We start from the raw sequence: 19,749 nt of genomic DNA, 5'->3' as shown, positions 1-19,749 counted from the left end.
TGCCATGCAAATGCCGGTGAATGCCTTCAAGCGCGCCCTGAAAGAAGGGCGGCCGCAGATCGGTTTGTGGAGCATGCTGTGCAGCAATATCGTGGCCGAGATTCTGGCGACGGCCGGCTTCGACTGGGTGGTGATCGATACCGAGCATTCACCGAACGAATTGCCGATGGTGCTGCAGCAGTTGCAGGCCATGCAGGCGGTCGGTAAGACGGTCACGCCGGTGGTGCGGCCGGCCTGGAACGATCCGGTGCTGATCAAGCGGTTCCTCGATATCGGCGCCCCCAACCTGCTGCTGCCCTTCGTGCAAAGCGCGGAAGAGGCAAGCCGCGCGGTGACCGGAACGCGCTATCCGCCGCATGGCATTCGCGGCGTGGCCGGTGCGCAGCGGGCCAGCCATTACGGGCTGGTGAGCGATTATCACGCCAACGCCCATAACGAGATCGGCGTCATCGTCCAGGTGGAGACCCGCGCCGCGCTCGAGCGCATTCCCGAGATCGCCAAGGTCGATGGCGTGGACGGAATCTTCATCGGCCCGTCCGATCTGGCCGCCGACCTCGGCCATCTCGGCAACAATGGCCATGCGGAAGTGCAAGCGGCGATCAGCAAGGGCCTGGAATTGTGCAAGGCGGAGGGCAAGCCCTGCGGCATTCTCACGTTGAACGAGGAGGATGCGCGGCGCTATTTCGATGCCGGCTTCACCTTCGTTGCCGTCGGGGTCGATCAGGCTGTGCTCGCCAGGAGCGTCCGCGATCTCGCCAAGCGCTTCCGCAGCCATCTGGGGCGGTGAGGGTTACCCGCGCCGCCGCAGCCAGAAACGGTAGCAATTGGCAAACAGATCGGGATTGTCGCGCTCCATCTGCGCCCAGTTGCCGAGATCGACGGCTTTCGGATCGTTCGGAAAGCGCTCGCGATATTGCGGCAGCACCTTCGGCGAGGTGAATTCGAAGCCGAGGAATTCCAGGCCGGCATCGTCGATCAGCGTGCCAAGCTGCTGCGGCGTGTAGCGATGCTCCTGGCGATGGAAGACCAGGTCGCGGAAATCGCTCAAGGCGTAGAAGGCGCTCGACTTGCTCAGCCGCGCCGCCAGGGCGGCGTCGAGGCACGGCAAATCCGTACGGAAGCGGCGCACCTCGTCGGGGCTGTCGCCATAACCGTGCCGGGCGATCAGCGCGCGGGCCAGCACCACGTCGCGCCGGCCGAGCTCGCTGTAGAGGCCGAGCATCATGTAACCATGCGGCTTGAGCAGCGTCACGAGTTGCGCCAGGCCGGCAGCGGGATCGCGCAAATGATGCAGCACGCCGAAGCTTTCGATCACGTCGAAGCGACGGGCGATCGTGCCGAGCTTCAGGATATCCGCCTGCGCGAACTCGATATTGCGGATGCCAAGCTCGTCGGCCTTGCGCCTGGCATAGGCCAGGCTGGTGCGGCTGAGATCGATCGCCAGCACGCCGGCTTCGTGATAGCTGGTCGCCGCCAGGATGGCATGCAGGCCGGTGCCGCAGCCGGCGACCAGTACCTGCGGTTTGCTGATCGCGTATGGGGGGATGGTCTGCAGCGGCAGGGCTGCGCGCAGCCGCACGTCTACGGTCAGCGGCGTGCCGAGGATCGGCTGATGCCAGCGCGGGAAGGGGCTCTCCTCGTACATTTCCTGCACGGTCCGGCTGGTATCGTCCTCGATCGGCAGAAGCGTGGGAATCGTCGCCGCCAATTGCCGTTCGCGCAGCGGCTCGTCGAGTTGAATCCGTTTCAAATCCGCATAGGCTGCAGGCCAGACCGCAGTCGCAAGCCGTGCCGCGTCGCTGCGGCGATAGAGCGGTTCATAGGCCGCATAGACCGCGAAAGACGCCGCTGCGGCGGCAGGCTCCGCATCCGCCAGCGTGGCGCCGAGCCGCGTCAGCAGGTCCTTCTCGGTCGCGCTGACGGAATCGACATACTCAGCTTGGAACGCGCGGATCGCCAGCAGCGCGAGCAGGCGTTCGCGGCCTTGCAGCGCCTGCGGCTCATGCACCGCCAGATGCAGGGCGCCGCGCCGCAATGCCGTCAGGCGCCGCTCGAGGGCTGGCATGCCAACCAGGCCATGCGACAGCCAGACGGCAAAGACCTTGTTGCGGGCGGGATCGGGGAACTGCGGCGCCTTCATCGCCGCGGCGATGCTCTCGGCCGGCATGGCGTCGAGTTTGGCCAGCGCGGTGAATTGCGGGTCCAGGCAGATGGCGCTTTCGATCACCGGCGCCAGGTCGCGCGGCTCCACGCCCGGCGCTCCCAGCAGCGGCAGGGTTGCAGCGACCAGCTTTGGATCGGGCCGCTTCAGCCGGACTTCGCGCAGGGCGCGGGCGAAGCCCGCCCGGTATCGCACATTGTCGGGGACGAACTGATAGGCGCGGCCGAGATAGCCGAGGGCCTGCTTCACGTCTCCCTTCGACAGCAGCGCATAGCCGAGCATGTAGTTGGTTTCGGGATGCTTCTCGTTCCCGTTGAAGGCGGTAAACAGCGCGCCGATCGCCGCGTCCAACGCGCCTTCCGCCATGAAGACATGGGCCAGGCCGATATAGCCGTCCGGCGATTTCTTGTTCAGCACGATGGCGACGCCGAAACTGCGCTGCGCCGCATCGCGTTCTCCGGCCGCGAGCTGAATATGGCCGAGGGTCAGGTGGTAGGTTTCGAAATGGAAGTCGGCCGCGATGGCGCGTTCGACCCAGGTCCGCGCGCTCGCCAGGTCGCCGCGCTGGAGCGCGATGTAGCCTTTCAGGTGCAAGGCGTCGGCGAAGTCCGGCTCTTGCCGCAGCAGGCCGTCCAGCAGCGCCTCGCCCTGGCTGTGCTGACTGTTTTCGATGGCGCGCATCGCCGCCCGCAGGATCGGCAGCAGATGAGCCTTGGCTTCGATGGTGGTCTTGTCGGGAAGCGACATTTCGCTTTGAGCAGGCTGCCGAAGGTGGGTACTCTGTGCAGATTAGGAGGAAAGCCCAGTGGGAGCAACAGAATGAAAACAACAGAAGTGCGTCCGTCCGATCTGGCAGTATCGGTGTTTGCCGTCCCGCCGCTGGCCCGCTATTCCGATTTGACTCTGAATGAAGACGCCAACCGGCAGCTGATCGGCTATCTCGAAGCCGGCGGCGTGCGCAGTCTGATGTATGGCGGCAATGCCAATTTCTACAACCTGCCGGTCAGCGAATATGCCGAAGTGCTGGAATTCCTCTGCGATGCGGTCGGCGCGGATACCTGGCTGATCCCGTCCTTCGGCCCGGATTACGGCAAGCTGATCGATCAGGCGAAGATCCTGCGCGGCTCCAAGGTGCCCACGGCCATGGCGCTGCCGCAAAGCTTTCCCTCGACCGGCGATGGCGTCGAAGTCGGCCTGCGCCGCGCCGCCGTTACCATGGGCAAGCCGGTCATCCTTTATATAAAATCCGACAATTATATCGCTCCGGAAGCGGCCGGCCGGCTGATCAAGGACGGCAGCGTCTGCGCCATCAAATACGGCGCGGTTCATGCCGATCCCGCGAAGGACGAGTATCTGAAACGGCTGCTCGATCACGTCGATCCGGAGCTGGTGATCAGCGGCATCGGCGAGCGGCCGGCGCTCGTCCATCTGCGGCAATTCGGGCTGGCCGGCTTCACCTCCGGCGCCGTCTGCCTCGCGCCGCGCGGCTCGAATGCGATCCTGACGGCGATCAAGCGCGGCGACTGGGCCGGGGCCGAGCGTCTGCGCGAAGCCTATATTCCCTTCGAGGATCTGCGGGATCAGATCAGCCCGATCCGCGTGCTGCATGATGCCGTCAGCCTTGCCGGCATCGCCGATATGGGGCCGCAACTGCCGCTGCTCAGCAATCTCGATGCCGATCAGCGGGCGAAGGTGCAGCCGGCGGCGCAGAAGCTGAAGGCCTGGGATGCAGGCCTGATGGCGGCCAACGCGGCGGAGTAGCCGGAAAGTCTCTTCCCATCAGGCAGTCCGCGGCCCCGGAAAAGGCTTCCCGGGCCGCGGGGGACGATGCTGTACGAGACTACGCGATGCCTCAGCCGGCCGCCGGTTGCGAGGCGGCCTTCTTCTTTTCTTCCTCGACCAGTTCCTTCTTGGACAGCTTGCCGATCAAGGTCTTCGGCAACACGTCGCGCAGTTCCATCGCGACCGGCATCTCGTGCTTGCCAAGCTTGTCCTTCAGGAATTCCTTCAATTCCTCGAAGGTGATCGGCGCCGCGCCGGGCTTGAGCTTGATGAAGGCCTTGGCCGACTGGCCGCGATAGGCGTCGGGGATGCCGATCACCGTGCATTCCTCGACGGAGGGATGCTCGTAGATCGCTTCCTCGATATTGCGCGGATAGACGTTGAAGCCGCCCGACAGGATCATGTCCTTCTTGCGGTCGACGATGAAGATGTAGCCTTCCTCGTCCATATAGCCGACATCGCCGGTATGGAAGCGGCCGCCGGCGAAGGCTTCCGCCGTCGCTTCCGGCTTGTTCCAGTAGCCTTTCATCACGTTGGGGCCGGTGATGCAGATTTCGCCGGTCTGGTTCACGCCCAGCACCTTGAGCGGATCGTTGACATCGACGATCTCGATGATGATGCCGGGCAGCGGCAGGCCGCAGGAGCCTTTCTTGCGCTTGCCGCCATAGATCGTCTGCGTGCCGGCCGGCGAGGTCTCGGTCATGCCCCAGCCTTCGATCATCTTGTGTCCAGTGATCGATTCGAACTTGTCCTGCACTTCCGCCGGCAGTGGCGCGCCGCCGGAGGCGCAGAATTTCAGCGCGGACAGATCGTAATCCTTGAGATTCGGCAGGTTGACGATCGCGGCATACATCGTCGGCACGCCGGGGAAGATGGTGATCTTCTTCTTGTGCAGATCCTCGATCACGGCCTTCAGATCGAAGCGCGGATGCAGCACGAACTCGGCGCCGATCATGATCATCCGCAGCAGCACGGCGGACAGGCCGTAGATGTGGAACAGCGGCAGGACCATGAGGACGCGCTCCTTGCCGTCCTCCAGCTTCAGTTCGTCGTTGCTGTCGGTCCAGCAGGCATACATCTGCACCGTGGCGGTCAGGTTGCCGTGGGTCAGCATGGCGCCCTTCGGCTGGCCGGTGGTGCCGCCGGTATATTGCAGCACGGCGACCTCCTCGGCCGGGTCCTTCACCGGATGCGGCGTATAGCGGCCATCGTTGGCGATCAGCTCCGAGAAGCGGATATGCTTGTCGTCTTTCGGAACCGCGGCGATCTCCTTGCCCTTGGCCAGCGGGAAGAGCAGGTTCTTCGGAAACGGCAGCACGTCGGGCAGGCGGCAGACGACGACCTTCTTCAGCCGGGTCGTCCCCAGCATCTTGCCGATATTCGGGTAGAGGGTCTTGAGATCCAGCGTGACCATGATGTCGGTCTGGCTGTCCTCGACCTTGTAGCGCAGCTCGCGTTCGGCATCGAGCGGGCTGTAGTTCACCACCCGGCCGCCGGCCTTGAGGATGGCGAAGAAGCAAATCACGTAATGCGGCGTGTTCGGCAGGAACAGGCCGACATGCACGCCGGGGCCCACGCCGAGCTGCTGGAAGCCCTTGGCCGCGCGGTCGATCAGGTCGGATACCGCCGCGTAGGTATATCTCTTGCCCATGAATTCCAGGCAGGGCAGAGGGGCGAAGCGGGCCACGGCGTCGTCGAACAGGGTCCAGATCGGTTTGGCCTGGAAGTTCTGCGCCCAGGTGACGCCGGCTGGATAGGATTTTTCCCAGAACGGAGTGGTCATCTATTCTCCCCCTAGACTTGGGTTCCGGCTGTGGAAAAGCCGGCCCGCCCAGACATTGTATGAACCGGCCGGGTTGCGCGCAACGTGGCGCAGCGGTAATTCGCCCACCCGGCATGACCGGGCCGGTTGCGCCCAGACCCGGCGGCTGGCAGACTCGGCGACAATGTAAGCTTACCCACGAGGCAGGAATGAGCGGCGGCGCCAAGGATATGCGGGCGGAGCGCGATCGGTTTGTCGCCTTTGCCTTCTCCGCTGCCGATCTCATGCTCGAAGTCGCCGCCGAAGGCGAGGTCACATTTGCATCGGGAGCGGCGAAACGGCTGACTGGCCTGGATGCCGAATCGCTGCAGGGCCGCCAATTCGCCACCCTGGTCGACGAGGTCGACCGCCATTTCGTGCTCAATCTGCTGGCCAGCCTTCCCGTCGGCGGCCGGATCGAACCGGTCACGGTGCGCCTGCAGGATCACGGCGGCGGCGGCAGCGTGGTCTGCATCCTTGGCGGCTGCTGCCTGCCGCGCCAGGCGGGCCGCTATTACCTGACCCTGTCCAGCGCCCGTCTGCCGGCGGCGGAAACCGCCGTTTTGAACAAGCGCGATTATCAGACCGGCCTGCTTGCCGCCGACGATTTCGAGGCGAGGGCGGGCGAGCGGCTGAAGCTGGCGCGCGAACTCGGCGCCGAGGTCAAGCTGACCCTGCTCGAGATCATCGGCCTGAAGGAGCTGGCCGAAACATTGCCGCCGGACGAAGGCAAGGGCCTGCTCAGCGATGTCGGTGCGCTCTTGCGCGGCAAGTCGATCGGCGGCGATACGGCCAGCCGGATCGACCCGGAGAAATACGGCATCCTGCATGCGAACGCGCTGGATCAGGAGGCGGTCGCCAGCCAGATCCGCAAACTGGCCGAGGGCAAGGGCACGCCGGTCGAAGGCGGCGGCGACACGCTCGGCATCCGCAGCGCCACGCTCGATCTCGACAATCGCGGCATGAGCGACGAGGACGCCGCCAGCGCGATGGCCTTTGCGGTCCAGCGCTTTGCCAGCGAGGGCGCCGAGGGCTTTTCGCTGCATTCGACCGAAGACAGCCTCAAGGCGCTTCTGAACAAGACCGTTTCCCGCGTGCGCGCTTTGCGCTCCGCCGTGTCGGGCCGCAAATTCCAGCTGGTGTTCCAGCCGATCGTGCGGCTCGATACGCGCATGCTGCATCACTACGAGGCCCTGTCCCGCTTCGAGGATGGCGGCTCGCCCTTTGAGACCATCCGCCTGGCCGAGGGCGTGCACATGATCGGCGAATTCGACCTGGCGGTGGTGCAGCGCGTGGTCGATCTGCTGAGCGAGCGGCGCAAGCAGGGCGAGGTGATCGACGTTGCCGTGAACCTGTCCGGCCACAGCCTGGAAAGTACCGTCTTCATGGCGGCGTTGCGCGAAATCCTCGCCGCCCAGCCGGAATTGCGCCGGCAGTTGATCTTCGAGATCACGGAATCGACCCAGATCACCGACCTGATCCATGCCGCCAATGCCGTGCGCCAGCTGCGCGAGGACGGCCATTTCGTCTGCCTGGACGATTTCGGCGCCGGCGCCGCGTCGTTTCCGTATCTGCAGGCGCTCGATATCGATTACGTCAAGATCGACGGCGCCTATGTGAAGGCGCTGCAATCGGCCGGCCACGACCGCGACCGCGCCATCCTCAAGGGCATGGTCTGGCTGTGCAAGGAGCTCGGCATCGGCACCGTCGCCGAGATGGTCGAGACCGAGGATCAGGCGCGGCTGTTGCTGGATTTCGGCATCGATTACGGCCAGGGCTATCTGTTCGGCCGGCCCGAACCGGAGCCGCGGCTGGAGCCGCTGCGGCTGGACGAGCCGGCCAAGGCCCGCCGCAAGCCGCTTTGAGGCGTTCAGTCCCGCAACTCGATCCTGCCGTGGTCGAGCGCCACGACGTCGCGCTCGGTCAGGCGGGCGCGGAAGGAAACGGTTTTGCCGTCGCGCCAGATCTCGGTGTGGATCGTCTCGCCGGGAAAGACTGGCGCGGTGAAGCGCGCCGCGATATGCGTAACGCGGCTCGGATCATGATCGCAGGCGGCCTTGACCACGGCGCGTACGGCATGGCCATAGGTGCACAGCCCATGCAGGATCGGGCGCGGAAAGCCCGCCGCCTTGGCGAAGGCCGGATCGGCATGCAGCGGATTGCGGTCGCCGCAAAGCCGGTAGAACAGCGCCTGATTCGGCTGGGTCTTCGCCGTAACGCCGATATCCGGCGCGCGGTCGGGGATTTGGTGCGGCTTGGGCGGGCCGTCCTCGGGGCCACGCTCGGGCCCGCCGAAGCCGCCATCGCCGCGGGCGAAGACGGTCGACAGCAGCGTGGCGATCGGCGCGCCGCTTGCGGCATCGCGCAAATTGTTCTCGACCAGCAGCACCGCGCCCTTGCCGGCGCCCTTGTCGAAGGCGTCCTTGATCCGCACCTTCGATGTCACCCGGCCGGACGGAGCGAGCGGCTGATGCAGGGTGATGCGCTGCTCGCCATGCACGACCATGACGAAATTGATCCCCGTACGGGCCGTCCAGGAATCGTCCCAGGCGATCACGGTGGCCTGGCTGGGGAGCGCCTGGAGACCCTTTTCGTAGACGAAAGGCAAATCGTCCAGGTCCAGCGGGTCATGGCCCATGCCGACGCTGAGCGCATACAGCATGGTGTCGCGCTCGGTATAGCTGAATTCGCGCTCCGGCAGATCGAGGCGCATCAGATCGTCATAGACAATCGCCATGGTTCCTCCGTTTAATCTGTCGCGACTCTAGCGAGGCTGCGCGGCGCCGACCAGCCTTGACGTGGCGTCAGGCCGACCGGAAGGAAAACCGCATGACCTACGAAACCTTCGACTTCAGCATCGATGAGCACGTCGCCCGCATCGTGTTCAACCGCCCGGACAAGGCCAATGCCATGATCCTGCCTTTCTGGCAGGAGATGGTGGATGTCTTCGCCGAAATCGAGGACCGCCCCGAGATCCGCGCCGTCGTGATTTCCTCGACGGGCAGGCATTTCACCGGCGGGCTGGACCTGTCCGCCTTCGGCAGCATCGCCGCCGAGATGCTGCAGGGCGATCGCGGCAGGGTGGGCGAGCAGATGCGCCGCACCGTCGCCGAGATGCAGGAGACCTTCGCAGTGATCGACCGCTGCCGCGTGCCGGTGCTGGCGGCCGTGCAGGGCGGCTGCGTCGGCGGCGGCGTCGACCTGATCTCGGCCTGCGACATGCGCTACAGCACGAAGGATGCCTGGTTCTGCATCCAGGAGATCAATATCGGCATGACCGCCGATGTCGGCACGCTGCAGCGCCTGCCGCATCTGATTCCCGCCGGCCTGGTGCGCGAGCTGGCCTATACCGGCCGGCGCCTACCCGCGGACGAGGCTTTCCGCGCCGGCCTGGTCAATGCCGTCTTCGACAGCCAGGAGGCGATGCTTGCCGCAGTGCTCGAGATCGCCCGGACGATTGCCGCGAAATCGCCGCTCGCCATCCACGGCACCAAGGAGATGCTGAACTACACCCGCGATCACAGCGTGGCGGATGCGCTCAACTACATGCAGGTCTGGCAGGCTGGCATGTTCCTGACCCAGGACCTGGCGGAGCAGATGCAGGCGAACCAGCAGAAGCGGCCGGCCAAATTCGACGATCTGCTGCCGGCCAAGAAGCTGGTCCGCCGCCGGCGCTAGTCAGCCGGCGCCGAGGATTTTCCAGATTCCGTCGGCGACCAGCACGGTGCGCTCCGCGACGGTGACGGTTGCCTGGATGAAGATCAGGCTGCGGGTCTGGCGGACCAACCTGCCGCGCAGCTCGACCCAGTCGCCGGGCTTGACGGCGGCGACGAACTGGGTGTTCAGCGACACGGTGGCGCAGGCGCGGTGCTCGACCAGATCCCAGACGATCCAGCCCAGCCCGTGATCGACGAAGGTCATCAGCATGCCGCCATGCACCACGCCGCGCGAATTGGTATGGCGCTCCTCGGCCAGAAAGCCGTAGGCGGAGCCCTCCGCCTCGCGCTTGGCCCAGACCGGGCCGACCAGCTGCGTGAAGGGGCCCTGGCCGTGGCGCTGTTTCCATCCGGCACTGACGGGATCGAAGGTCATGGTCTGTCCATCGCTTGAGTCTCGCATGCCCGTCTTAAAGCAACTGACGGCAGCGAGCACAAGATTGACGCAGCGTCACGAGCTTGCCTCGCGCGCGCCGGGGTCCTAACCTTCCGCCGTCAAAGGGAGAGAGACATGGACCTCGAATTCACGCCCGAAGAGCGTGCTTTTCGCGACGAGGTGCGCCGCTTCATACAGGACAACCTGCCGGCGTCGCTGGCGGAGAAAACCCGCCGTAACATCCATCTCGACAAGGCCGACATCGTCGCCTGGCACCGCATCCTACATGCGCGCGGCTGGTCGGCGCCGAACTGGCCGAAGCAATATGGCGGGCCGGGCTGGACGCCGGTGCAGCGCTACATCTTCGACGAAGAATGCGCCGCCGCCGATGCGCCGCCGCTCTCGCCCTTCGGCGTCTCCATGGTCGGCCCGGTGATCTACACCTTCGGCTCGGAGGCGCAGAAGCAGAAATACCTGCCGCGCATCCTCAATATGGAGGACTGGTGGTGCCAGGGCTATTCTGAGCCCGGCTCCGGTTCCGACCTTGCCAGCCTGCGCACCAGGGCCGAGAGCGACGGCGATCACTACGTCGTCAACGGCCATAAGATCTGGACCACCCAGGCGCATTTCGCCAACATGATGTTCTGCTTGGTGCGCACCGATCCGCATGCCAAGCCGCAGGAAGGCATCTCCTTCCTGCTGATCGACATGACGACGCCCGGCATCACCGTGCGGCCGATCATCTCGATCGACGAGGGCCATGGCGTCAACGAGGTCTTCCTCGACAATGTGCGCGTGCCGAAGCAGAACCTGATCGGCCAGGAGGGCAAGGGCTGGACCTACGCCAAATTCCTGCTCGGCAATGAACGCACCACCATCGCCGAGGTCGCTACCTCGAAGCAGCGGCTGAAGCGGCTCAAGGAGATCGCTCGCGCCGAGCGGGCCTTCGGCGCGCCGCTGCTGGACGAGCCGGCCTTCCGCGACAAGGTCGCCGCCATCGAGATCGACCTGCTGGCGCTGGAATACACCAACCTGCGGGTGCTGGCCGCCGAAAGCGCCGGCAAGGCGCTCGGCCCCGAGGTGAGCATGCTGAAGATCCGCGGCTCGGAAATCCAGCAGGGCATCACCGAACTGGCCTGCGAGGCGCTCGGCTATTATGCCGCGCCCTACGAGCGCCGCCCCGATGGGTCCAACCAGCCGCCGGTCGGCCCGGATTATGCGCAGGGTCGCATGGAGGCGTTTCTCTACAACCGGGCCACCACGATCTATGGCGGCTCCAATGAAATCCAGCGCAACATCATCGCCAAGATGGTGCTGGGCCTATGATCCCGTCAGCATAAGGAATCGCAAAGATGGATTTTCAGTTGTCCGAAGAGCAGAAGCTGCTGGCCGACAGCGTCGAGAGCTGGCTGCAGGACAAGTATGATTTCGAACGCTGGCGCAAGCTGGTGAAGACCGATCTCGGCTATGCCGACGAGAACTGGAAGGAGATGGCCGAGCTCGGCTGGCTGGCCATGCCGCTGCCGGAGGATTTCGGCGGTCTGGGCGGCGGCGCGGTCGAGCGCATGCTGATCGCCGAGCGCTTCGGCAAGCATCTGGTGGCCGAGCCCTTCTTCTCGACCGTCATTCTCGGCGCCGGTCTGATTCTCGAGGCCGGCAGCCAGGAGCAGAAAGCCGCATGGCTGCCCGAGATCGGCGAGGGTAAGGCGAAATGGGCCTTCGCCCATGCCGAGCATGGCAGCCGCTTCGCGCTCAACGAGGTCCATACCAAGGCCGAGAAGGCGGGCGACGGCTGGGTGCTCAGCGGCAAGAAGATCGTCGTCTTCGACGCGCCCAGCGCCGACAAGCTGATCGTGCTGGCGCGCAGCGCCGGCGCCGCAACCGATGCGCAGGGCATCGGCCTTTTCGTGGCCGATGCCAACGGCAAGGGCGTGATCCGGCAGGATTATCGCACCGTCGACAACCGCCGCGCGGCCGACATCGTTTTCGAGAGCGCGCCGGCCGTGGCCGCCCTGGGCGATCCGGCCGGGGCCCTGCCGGCGGCGGAAGCCGTGATCGACCGCGCCATCGGCTTCATGGCCTCCGAAGCCGTCGGCGCCATGCAGGTGCTTTACGAGACCACGCTGGCCTATCTGAAGACCCGCAAGCAGTTCGGCCGGCCGATCGGCGATTTCCAGGTGCTGCAGCACCGCATGGTCGACATGATGATGCAGGTCGAAAGCGCGCGTTCGCTGGCGCTGCTGGCCAATCTGAAGGCCGACGCTCCGGCGCCGGAGCGGGCCAAGGCGGCGGCGGCGGCGAAAGTGCAGATCGGCAAATCCGGCCGCTGGGTCGGGCAGCAATCGGTCCAGCTGCATGGCGGCATGGGCATGACCGACGAGCTCAATGTCGGCCATTACATGAAGCGGCTGATGATGATCGACACCACGTTCGGCCATGCCGACCATCATCAGAAGCGGTTTGCCGCGCTTGCCAACGCGGCCTGAACGGGCGGGGGATTTGCTGCGGATGGCCGGTCGGGGGCAGCCCGGCCGGCCGTTTTGCATGCAGGCCTTTAACGCCGCGACCTGGCCGCGCCATCCATGGACCCTCGGGCAGGCCCGAGGGTGACGATTTATGTAGGTTATGTAAGCGAGCGCCGCCTTCGCCGCTCCCTCCCTCGTCATTTCGGGCGAGCGGCGCCGTTCCGCCGCGAGACGCGGAATCCCATTTCCGCACGACGGCTGAATACGCGAGTAACCATCCTGCACGATGTCCGACAGCGGCTCCGTCCTTGAGGAAAATTGCCTCGTGACGCGCTCGCCAGCGCCCGGAAAGCGGCGGGGCGACGCGCGGGAAGAACATGGCACCGCCGCCGACCACGATCCGATCGAGGCAAGTCCGTCCGGGCCCGGCAGGATCAGGCTGCACGGCAAGACTAAGCTGCACGGAGCGCCGCGCCTTTGCCGCCGTTTGACCGGCGGAGGGGATATGCCAGACTGAAAGGCAGGCACCTGCCGGGCAGGGCAAATTTTTTTCCACCATCCTGTCGGGACGCGCCGCGGCGAAACGTCCTGGGAGGGAAGCTTGAGGACGCGCCGATGCTGTATGCCATCCTTTGCTACAACGACGAGACCGTGGTCGAGTCCTGGTCCAAGGAGAAGGATGCGGCGGTGATCGCCGCGCGCGGCAAGGTCACCGACCGGCTGGCGGCCCGGGGCAGGCTCGGCCCGGTCGCGCGGCTGATGCCGACCACGGCGGCGACCACGATCCGCACGGGAAAATCGCAGGCCGGGACATCCGGCCAGGAGCAGTTCGTGCTCGACGGCCCCTTCGCCGAGACGAAGGAGCAACTGCTCGGCTTCTATGTCGTCGAAGCCGACAGCCTCGACGAGGTGGTGGCGATCGCGCGCGAGATGAAAGCCGACGAGCCGGGCGCCTTCGAGATCCGGCCGCTGCGCGTCTATATGCCGGGCAGCCTGAAGACGGAAAGCGCGGCGCCATGAGCGAGCTGGCCTGGATCGACGCGGCGCTGCGTGGCGCGCGGCCCCAGGCGATCGGTGCCCTGCTGCGCTATTTCCGCGACCTCGACCGCGCCGAGGAGGCGTTCCAGGAAGCCTGCCTACGCGCGCTCAGGCATTGGCCGCAGCAAGGGCCGCCGCGCGATCCCGCCGCCTGGCTGATCTTCGTCGGCCGCAATGTCGGCCTCGACGACGCGCGCCGCCGAAGCCGCCTGCAGGCCCTGCCCGAGGACGAGGCGGCGCTGTCGGATCTGGGCGATGCCGAAAGCGAGATCGCCGAACGCATCGACAGCGGCCATTACCGCGACGACGTGCTGCGGCTGCTGTTCATCTGCTGTCATCCCGATCTGCCCGCCACGCAGCAGATCGCGCTCGCCCTGCGCATCGTCTCGGGCCTGAGCGTGAAGGAGATCGCACGCGCCTTCCTGGTCGGCGAGGCGGCGATGGAGCAGCGCATCACCCGCGCCAAGCGCCGCGTCATGGCGGCGGCCGAGGCGGTGCCGTTCGCCACGCCGGGCGCCATCGAGCGCAGCGAACGGCTGGGCACGGTCGCGGCGGTGATCTATCTGCTGTTCAATGAGGGCTACGCCGCAAGCGGCGGCGCGGCGCATGTCAGGACCGCGCTGTGCGAGGAGGCCATCCGCCTGGCGCGGCTGCTGCTGCGGCTGTTTCCCGCCGAGCCGGAGATCATGGGGCTGCTGGCGTTGCTGCTGATGCAGCATGCCCGCGCCAGGGCGCGGCTCGATCGGGACGGCGCCATCGTGCTGCTGGAGGATCAGGACCGCCGCCTGTGGGACCGCGAGATGATTGCCGAGGCGCATGCGCTGATCGAGATGGCGCTGCGGCATCGCCGGCCCGGGCCGTATCAGGTGCAGGCGGCGATCGCCGGCGTGCATGCCCATGCGCGAACCGCCGCGGATACCGACTGGGCCGAGATTGACCGGCATTATGCGCTGCTGGAGCGGCTGCAGCCCTCGCCGGTGGTGACCCTGAACCGCGCGGTCGCCGTCGCCAAGCTGCGCGGCCCGGCGGCGGCGCTGGAAATGATCGCGCCGCTGGCGGGGCCACTGGCGGGCTATTTCCATTTCCACGGCCTGCGCGGCGCGCTGCTGTCGCAGCTCGGCCGGCCGGATGCCGCGCGCGAGGCGTTCGCGCGCGCCATCGCGCTGGCGCATAGCCCGGCCGAGGCCGCGCATATCCGCCAGCATCTCGACCGGCTGGCCCAGGACGGGCAGGCAACGGACGGCCAGGCGGCAGGCGGCCTATGATCGACTCTGTGGCGAGTGGCTGCCTGCCGCTGAAATAGACATTCTCATACGAACGGGAGGAAGCACGCATGGAATACCGCACGGCCGCTCAGTTGCTGCAGGCGTTGCGCGCCCGCGAAGTCTCCGCCGGCGAACTGGCCGAGCAGGCGATCCGCCGCATCGAAAGCGAGGACCGGCGGCTGAATGCCGTGGTGGTGCGCGATTTCGAGCGGGCAAGGGGTGCGGCCCGGGCGGCCGATGCGGCGCTGGCGCGCGGCGAGGCGCGGCCCTTGCTGGGCCTGCCGATGACGGTGAAGGAATCCTTCAACCTGGCCGGCCATCCGTCCACCTGGGGCGTGCCGGGGACGCAAAAGCAGGCCGTGCCGCAGGATGCGGTCGCCGTCGCCAGGCTGAAGCAGGCCGGCGCCGTCATTCTCGGCAAGACGAATGTGTCGATCAATCTGGGCGACTGGCAGGCCTATAATCCGGTCTACGGCGTGACCAGCAATCCCTGGGATGTCGCGCGCACGCCGGGCGGCTCCTCGGGCGGCGCGGCGGCGGCCCTGGCGGCCGGCTACGTGCCCCTGGAACTGGGCTCGGACCTTGCCGGTTCGCTGCGCGTGCCGGCGCATTTCTGCGGCGTCTTCGCGCATAAGCCGACGCATAATCTGGTGCCCCCGCGCGGCCATGCGCCGCCGGGCGCGCCGCTGCTGTCGGTTTCGCCGTCCATCGATCTGGGCGTGGTCGGGCCGATGGCGCGCAGCGCGCAGGACCTGCAGCTGGCGCTCGATGTGCTGGCCGGTCCCGACGCGGCGGAGGCGACGGCCTACGCATTGCGCCTGCCGCCGCCGCGGCATGCCGCCTTGCGCGACTATCGCGTGCTGGTGATCGACGCGCATCCGCTGACGCCGACCGACGACGGCATCCGCGCGCTGCTGGCGGCGATGGCGCAAAAGCTGGAAAAGGCCGGCTGCCAGGTCGGCCGCGCCAGTCCGCTGCTGCCCGATCTGGCGCTGCTGGGCCGCACCTATATCAAGCTGCTGATGGCATTCATCGGCACGGCCATGCCACAAGAGGCCTACGCCCAGGCGCAAAGGCGTGCCGCTGCGCTGGCAGGCGACGATATCGGCGCCATCGGCAAGCGCAGCCTGGCCGCCAGCCATCGCGACTGGATGCAGGCCCATTTCGTACGCAACGCCATTGCGCATCGCTGGCGCGAAGTGTTCAAGGAATGGGACGTGGTGCTCTGCCCGGTGATGCCATGCGCCGCCTTCAGGCACGATCACCGGCCGATGGACGAGCGCACCGTGACGGTGAACGGCGCGACGCTTGCCTACGATCTGCTGCCGCTCTGGTCCAGCCTGGCGACCCTGACCGGGCAGCCGGCGACCGCCATGCCGATCGGGCTCGACGCCGCGGGCCTGCCGGTCGGCATGCAGATCATCGGGCCGTATCTGGAGGACCGGACGACGCTCGCTTTCGCCGCGCTGGCGGAGCAGGCTTTCGGTGGCTTCGTTGCGCCATCTGCCGGTTCCGCCACGCGGTCATGAAGCTGATGAAGGCGGCCAGCGCCGGCGGGTTCTGCCGGCGCGAGGGATAGTAGAGGAACGGTCCGTCGAATTCCGGGCACCAATCCTCCAGCACGGTGACGAGCCGTCCGGCCGCGATGGCCGGCCGCAGCGTATCCTCGAAGCCGAGCATGAAGCCGACGCCTGCGATCGCCGCCTGCACGCGCAACCCGATATCGGTGGTCAGCAGCCGGCTGTGCGGCGTGATCGTCACCGTGCGGCCGTCCTTCTCGAATTCCCAGGGCAGTTGCGCGCCGTTGGGAAACAGCACCGAGATGCAGGGATGCCGCAGCAGATCCTGCGGCTCGCGCAGCGGCCCGGCCGCGGCGGCGAAAGCCGGGCTTGCCACCACGACGTAGCGCTGCGGCGGCGCGATCGGCACGGCCACCATGTCCTGCGCCAGATGCTCGCCATAGCGGATGCCGGCATCGAAACCGGCCGAGACGATGTCGATCCGCATCGGCTCGATGGCGACTTCGAGGTCGATCTCGGGATACTGCCTGAGGAAGGCGGCGACGCTCGGCTCCAGGGCATGGTGGACCGCCGGCTCGGGCGCGTTGATGCGCAGGCGTCCGGCCGGCACACCGCGCAGGCTGGCCATGTCGCGCAGCGCGCCGCTCAGATCCTGCATCGGCGCCGCGATGCGGGCGAGCAATTGCGCGCCGGCCTCGGTCAGCGCCACGCTGCGGGTCGTGCGGTTCAGCAGCCGGAGGCCAAGCTGCTCTTCCAGCTCGCGCAGCCGCTGGCTCAGGCTGGAGACCGAGATGCCGAGGGCGCGGGCGGCGCGGCGGAAATTCCGCTGCTCGGCCACCGCCAGGAAGAAGCTCAGATCGCGTAGATCCGCCTGCTGCATTGTTCGCTATTTTGAACAAAGTACTTAGAATTGTCCATCTAATCAAATGAGCCCGGCGGCGCCATCATGCCTGGCGAGCGGCGCAGGCTGCATTGCCGCCGCAGCGCATGAGGAGAGAGAGATCATGTTGGAACGCAAGCTTGGAAAAAGCGGCCCGGCGGTATCGGCCATCGGCCTTGGCTGCATGGGCATGTCGGAGGATTTCTACGGCCCGGCCGACCGTGGCGAGAGCATCGCCACCCTGCATGCCGCGCTGGAGGCCGGCGTCACTTTGATCGATACCGGCGACTTCTACGGCATGGGCCATAACGAGATGCTGATCGGCGAGGGCCTGAAGGGCAGCAGCAAGCGCGAGAAGGCGGTGATCAGCGTCAAGTTCGGCGCCCTGCGCGGCCCGGACGGGAGCTGGTCGGGCTATGACGGGCGGCCGAAGGCGGTGAAGAACTTCCTCGCCTACTCGCTGAAGCGGCTCGGCGTCGATCATATCGACATCTACCGGCCGGCCCGGCTCGATCCGGACGTGCCGATCGAGGAGACCGTCGGCGCCATCGCCGACCTGATCAAGGCCGGCTATGTGCGCCATGTCGGCCTGTCGGAAGTCGGCGCGGAGACCATCCGCCGCGCCGCCGCCGTGCATCCCATCGCCGACCTGCAGATCGAGTATTCGCTGATCTCGCGCGGGCTCGAGGCGAAGATCCTGACCACCCTGCGCGAGCTCGGCATCGGCCTGACCGCCTACGGCGTGCTCTCGCGCGGCCTGATCAGCGGCCATTGGACCGCGGCGAAAGCCGGGCAGACGGATTTCCGCCGGCATAGCCCGCGCTTCCAGGGCGAGAACCTGACCCGGAACCTGACGCTGGTGGAAAACCTGCGGGCCGTCGCCGAGCGCTTGGGCGCCTCGGTGGCGCAGGTCGCCATCGCCTGGGTGCTGGGCCAGGGCAGCGACATCGTGCCGCTGATCGGCGCTCGCCGCCGCGAGCGGCTGGCCGAATCCCTCGGCGCGCTCAAGTTGTCCCTGTCGCCGCAGGATATGAAGGCGCTGGCCGAAGCGGTGCCGCCCGAGGCGGTGGCCGGCGAGCGTTATGCCCCGGCGCAGATGGCGCATCTGGACAGCGAGAAGTAACGGCCGCCGGCCCGACCGGCCCGAACAGCGCGGCGCGGCAACTTCGTCCTTGACGCGCCGCGCTGCGCTGACTACGGTTGCCGCACCATGCAGAACGTCATTCTCACCGTCGTAACGATTAAGGTCGCCGCCGCTGGCGGGGGGCCCGGTCGTTGCATGTGAGAAACACAGCATAGCAAAGACCAGAGGCCCCGCCGGCGACGGACGGGGCCTCGGTGTTTTGAGGGTCTCGTCTCACCTGCAGATCGGCAGGGCCGGCTTCGCAGAACCGGAGACCCGCCATGAATAACATCGTCAGTCTGGAAAGCCCTAGCCGCCCAAGCTCCGCGGCGGCCCTCGGCTTGCGGCCGCAGGAGCCGGATGCCTACGATCATCGCGTGCTGGGCACCAAGCTCGACCTCTTCCACCAGCAGGAGGAAGGGCCGGGCATGGTGTTCTGGCATCCGCGCGGCACCGCCCTGTACCGCGTGATCGAGGATTACATCCGCCGCCGCATGCGCGAGGCGGGTTTCGCCGAAATCCGCACCCCGCAGCTTCTGTCGATGTCGCTGTGGGAGCAGAGCGGCCATGCCGAGAAGTTCGGCAATGCGATGTTCCGCCTGGGCGGCGACGGTTCGGCGGTGCCGATCCGCGGCGGCCATATGGGCGGCGCCAACCGCGCCTTCGCACTCAAGCCGATGAGCTGCCCCGGCCATGTCCAGATCTTCAACAGACGCATCCGCTCGGTGCATGACCTGCCTTTGCGCTATTGCGAATTCGGCGCCTGCCACCGCGACGAGCCGAGCGGCGCCCTGCAGGGGCTGATGCGCACCCGCGCCTTCACCCAGGACGATGCGCATATCTTCTGCACCGAGGCGCAGGTCGAAGGCGAGGTGCAGCGTTTCTGCGAGCTGCTGCGCGGCATCTATGCCGATTTCGGCTTCGGCTCGCTGCTGGTCTTCTTCTCCACCCGGCCGGCAAAGCGCGCCGGCAGCGACGCCGTCTGGGACCGCGCCGAGGCGGCGCTCGTCATGGCGGCGCGCCGGGCGGGCCTCGACTTCGCCATCCGTCAGGGCGAAGGCGCCTTCTACGGGCCGAAGCTGGAATTCCATTTGCGCGACAGCCACGGCCGGTCCTGGCAATGCGGCACCGTGCAGCTCGATTTCGTGCTGCCGGAACGGCTGGGCGCGGAGTATGTCGACAGCGACAACCGCCGCCGGCACCCGGTGATGATCCACCACGCCGTCCTCGGCAGCCTGGAGCGCTTCATCGGCATGCTGCTGGAGCATTACCGCGGCGCGCTGCCTTTATGGCTGGCGCCCGAGCAGGTCACGATCGCCAATGTCGCGGCGGCGCAGGAGGCCTATGCGCGCAAGGCCGCGGCGGCGCTGGGCCGCGAAGGATATCGGGTCGCTGTCGATGCCCGGGCCGAGCGGCTGGCGCGCAAGATCGCCGAGGCGCATGATCAGGGCGTGCCGCTGGTCGCCGTGGTCGGCGAGCGCGAGGCCGAGCGCGGCAGCGTCAGCCTGCGCTGGCGCAACGGCCGGCAGGAGGAAATGGCGCTGGATGCAATGGCGCGCCGCTTTCGGGCGGAGGCGTTCAAATGAGACCGACGGCGCGAGGTTGATGTTGGGGCGGCGACA

The 19,749-nt window shown here is 66.8% G+C and carries 16 protein-coding genes; 11 read left to right on the top strand and 5 right to left on the bottom strand.

All coding sequences use genetic code 11. From position 1 onward, the window contains the following. The first annotated feature begins 4 nt into the window (after window positions 1-4). Window positions 5-787, top strand: coding sequence for an HpcH/HpaI aldolase/citrate lyase family protein (locus tag VF194_RS11400; protein ID WP_330891044.1), 783 nt, complete (start codon window positions 5-7; stop codon window positions 785-787). 3 nt (window positions 788-790) lie between these two features. On the opposite strand, the gene VF194_RS11395 is transcribed toward VF194_RS11400, so the two are convergent. Next, window positions 791-2,908 carry a methyltransferase domain-containing protein gene (locus VF194_RS11395; protein ID WP_330891041.1) on the bottom strand — a complete coding sequence of 706 codons (2,118 nt, stop codon included), beginning with the start codon at window positions 2,906-2,908 and terminating at the stop codon, window positions 791-793. Window positions 2,909-2,980: 72 nt separating this feature from the next. On the opposite strand from VF194_RS11395, the gene VF194_RS11390 reads away from it, so the two are divergent. After that, window positions 2,981-3,922 carry a dihydrodipicolinate synthase family protein gene (locus VF194_RS11390; protein ID WP_330891039.1) on the top strand — a complete coding sequence of 314 codons (942 nt, stop codon included), beginning with the start codon at window positions 2,981-2,983 and terminating at the stop codon, window positions 3,920-3,922. 91 nt (window positions 3,923-4,013) lie between these two features. Here the strand turns inward: VF194_RS11390 and VF194_RS11385 are convergent, their stop codons facing one another. Further along, on the bottom strand, window positions 4,014-5,726 hold the full coding sequence (locus tag VF194_RS11385; RefSeq protein WP_330891037.1) for a long-chain fatty acid--CoA ligase: 1,713 nt from the start codon (window positions 5,724-5,726) through the stop codon (window positions 4,014-4,016). A 188-nt stretch (window positions 5,727-5,914) separates the two neighbouring features. Here VF194_RS11385 and VF194_RS11380 point away from each other — a divergent pair, with 188 nt between their 5' ends. After that, window positions 5,915-7,609, top strand: coding sequence for an EAL domain-containing protein (locus tag VF194_RS11380; RefSeq protein WP_330891035.1), 1,695 nt, complete (start codon window positions 5,915-5,917; stop codon window positions 7,607-7,609). A 5-nt stretch (window positions 7,610-7,614) separates the two neighbouring features. Here the strand turns inward: VF194_RS11380 and VF194_RS11375 are convergent, their stop codons facing one another. After that, window positions 7,615-8,481 carry a MaoC/PaaZ C-terminal domain-containing protein gene (locus tag VF194_RS11375; RefSeq protein WP_330891033.1) on the bottom strand — a complete coding sequence of 289 codons (867 nt, stop codon included), beginning with the start codon at window positions 8,479-8,481 and terminating at the stop codon, window positions 7,615-7,617. 92 nt (window positions 8,482-8,573) lie between these two features. On the opposite strand from VF194_RS11375, the gene VF194_RS11370 reads away from it, so the two are divergent. Further along, complete coding sequence (locus tag VF194_RS11370) at window positions 8,574-9,422, top strand: crotonase/enoyl-CoA hydratase family protein (RefSeq protein WP_330891031.1); 849 nt, start codon at window positions 8,574-8,576, stop codon at window positions 9,420-9,422. On the opposite strand, the gene VF194_RS11365 is transcribed toward VF194_RS11370, so the two are convergent. After that, the gene (locus VF194_RS11365) at window positions 9,423-9,836 is read right to left on the bottom strand and encodes a PaaI family thioesterase (protein WP_330891029.1); all 414 of its coding nucleotides are present in this window, start codon (window positions 9,834-9,836) and stop codon (window positions 9,423-9,425) included. A gap of 135 nt (window positions 9,837-9,971) precedes the next feature. On the opposite strand from VF194_RS11365, the gene VF194_RS11360 reads away from it, so the two are divergent. The 5 genes from VF194_RS11360 to VF194_RS11340 all read left to right on the top strand — a co-directional run bounded on the left by VF194_RS11360 (window position 9,972) and on the right by VF194_RS11340 (window position 16,133). Beyond that, window positions 9,972-11,162, top strand: coding sequence for an acyl-CoA dehydrogenase family protein (locus tag VF194_RS11360; protein WP_330891027.1), 1,191 nt, complete (start codon window positions 9,972-9,974; stop codon window positions 11,160-11,162). A 26-nt stretch (window positions 11,163-11,188) separates the two neighbouring features. After that, a complete protein-coding gene (locus VF194_RS11355; protein WP_330891025.1) occupies window positions 11,189-12,322 on the top strand; it encodes an acyl-CoA dehydrogenase family protein in 1,134 nt (377 codons plus the stop codon). A 594-nt stretch (window positions 12,323-12,916) separates the two neighbouring features. Beyond that, window positions 12,917-13,321 carry a YciI family protein gene (locus tag VF194_RS11350; RefSeq protein WP_330891024.1) on the top strand — a complete coding sequence of 135 codons (405 nt, stop codon included), beginning with the start codon at window positions 12,917-12,919 and terminating at the stop codon, window positions 13,319-13,321. After that, on the top strand, window positions 13,318-14,604 hold the full coding sequence (locus tag VF194_RS11345) for an RNA polymerase sigma factor (protein WP_330891023.1): 1,287 nt from the start codon (window positions 13,318-13,320) through the stop codon (window positions 14,602-14,604). Before VF194_RS11350 ends, VF194_RS11345 begins: the two co-directional genes overlap by 4 nt. A gap of 68 nt (window positions 14,605-14,672) precedes the next feature. Then, window positions 14,673-16,133, top strand: coding sequence for an amidase (locus VF194_RS11340; protein WP_330891022.1), 1,461 nt, complete (start codon window positions 14,673-14,675; stop codon window positions 16,131-16,133). Here VF194_RS11340 and VF194_RS11335 read toward each other — a convergent pair. Continuing rightward, complete coding sequence (locus VF194_RS11335) at window positions 16,024-17,004, bottom strand: LysR substrate-binding domain-containing protein (protein WP_330891021.1); 981 nt, start codon at window positions 17,002-17,004, stop codon at window positions 16,024-16,026. The genes VF194_RS11340 and VF194_RS11335 overlap by 110 nt on opposite strands. A gap of 124 nt (window positions 17,005-17,128) precedes the next feature. On the opposite strand from VF194_RS11335, the gene VF194_RS11330 reads away from it, so the two are divergent. Together VF194_RS11330 and thrS are read left to right on the top strand one after the other, a co-directional pair. After that, window positions 17,129-18,127, top strand: a complete 999-nt coding sequence (locus tag VF194_RS11330) for an aldo/keto reductase (protein WP_330891020.1) — start codon at window positions 17,129-17,131, stop codon at window positions 18,125-18,127. A gap of 281 nt (window positions 18,128-18,408) precedes the next feature. Continuing rightward, complete coding sequence (gene thrS / locus VF194_RS11325) at window positions 18,409-19,713, top strand: threonine--tRNA ligase (protein WP_330891019.1); 1,305 nt, start codon at window positions 18,409-18,411, stop codon at window positions 19,711-19,713. The last annotated feature ends 36 nt before the right edge of the window (window positions 19,714-19,749 follow it).

The organism is Ferrovibrio sp. (genome assembly GCF_036381655.1).
In the GTDB taxonomy this organism is placed as follows: Bacteria; Pseudomonadota; Alphaproteobacteria; order Ferrovibrionales; family Ferrovibrionaceae; genus Ferrovibrio.
Note: the sequence above shows the minus strand (reverse complement) of the source record. Positions and strands in the feature narration are given on the sequence as shown.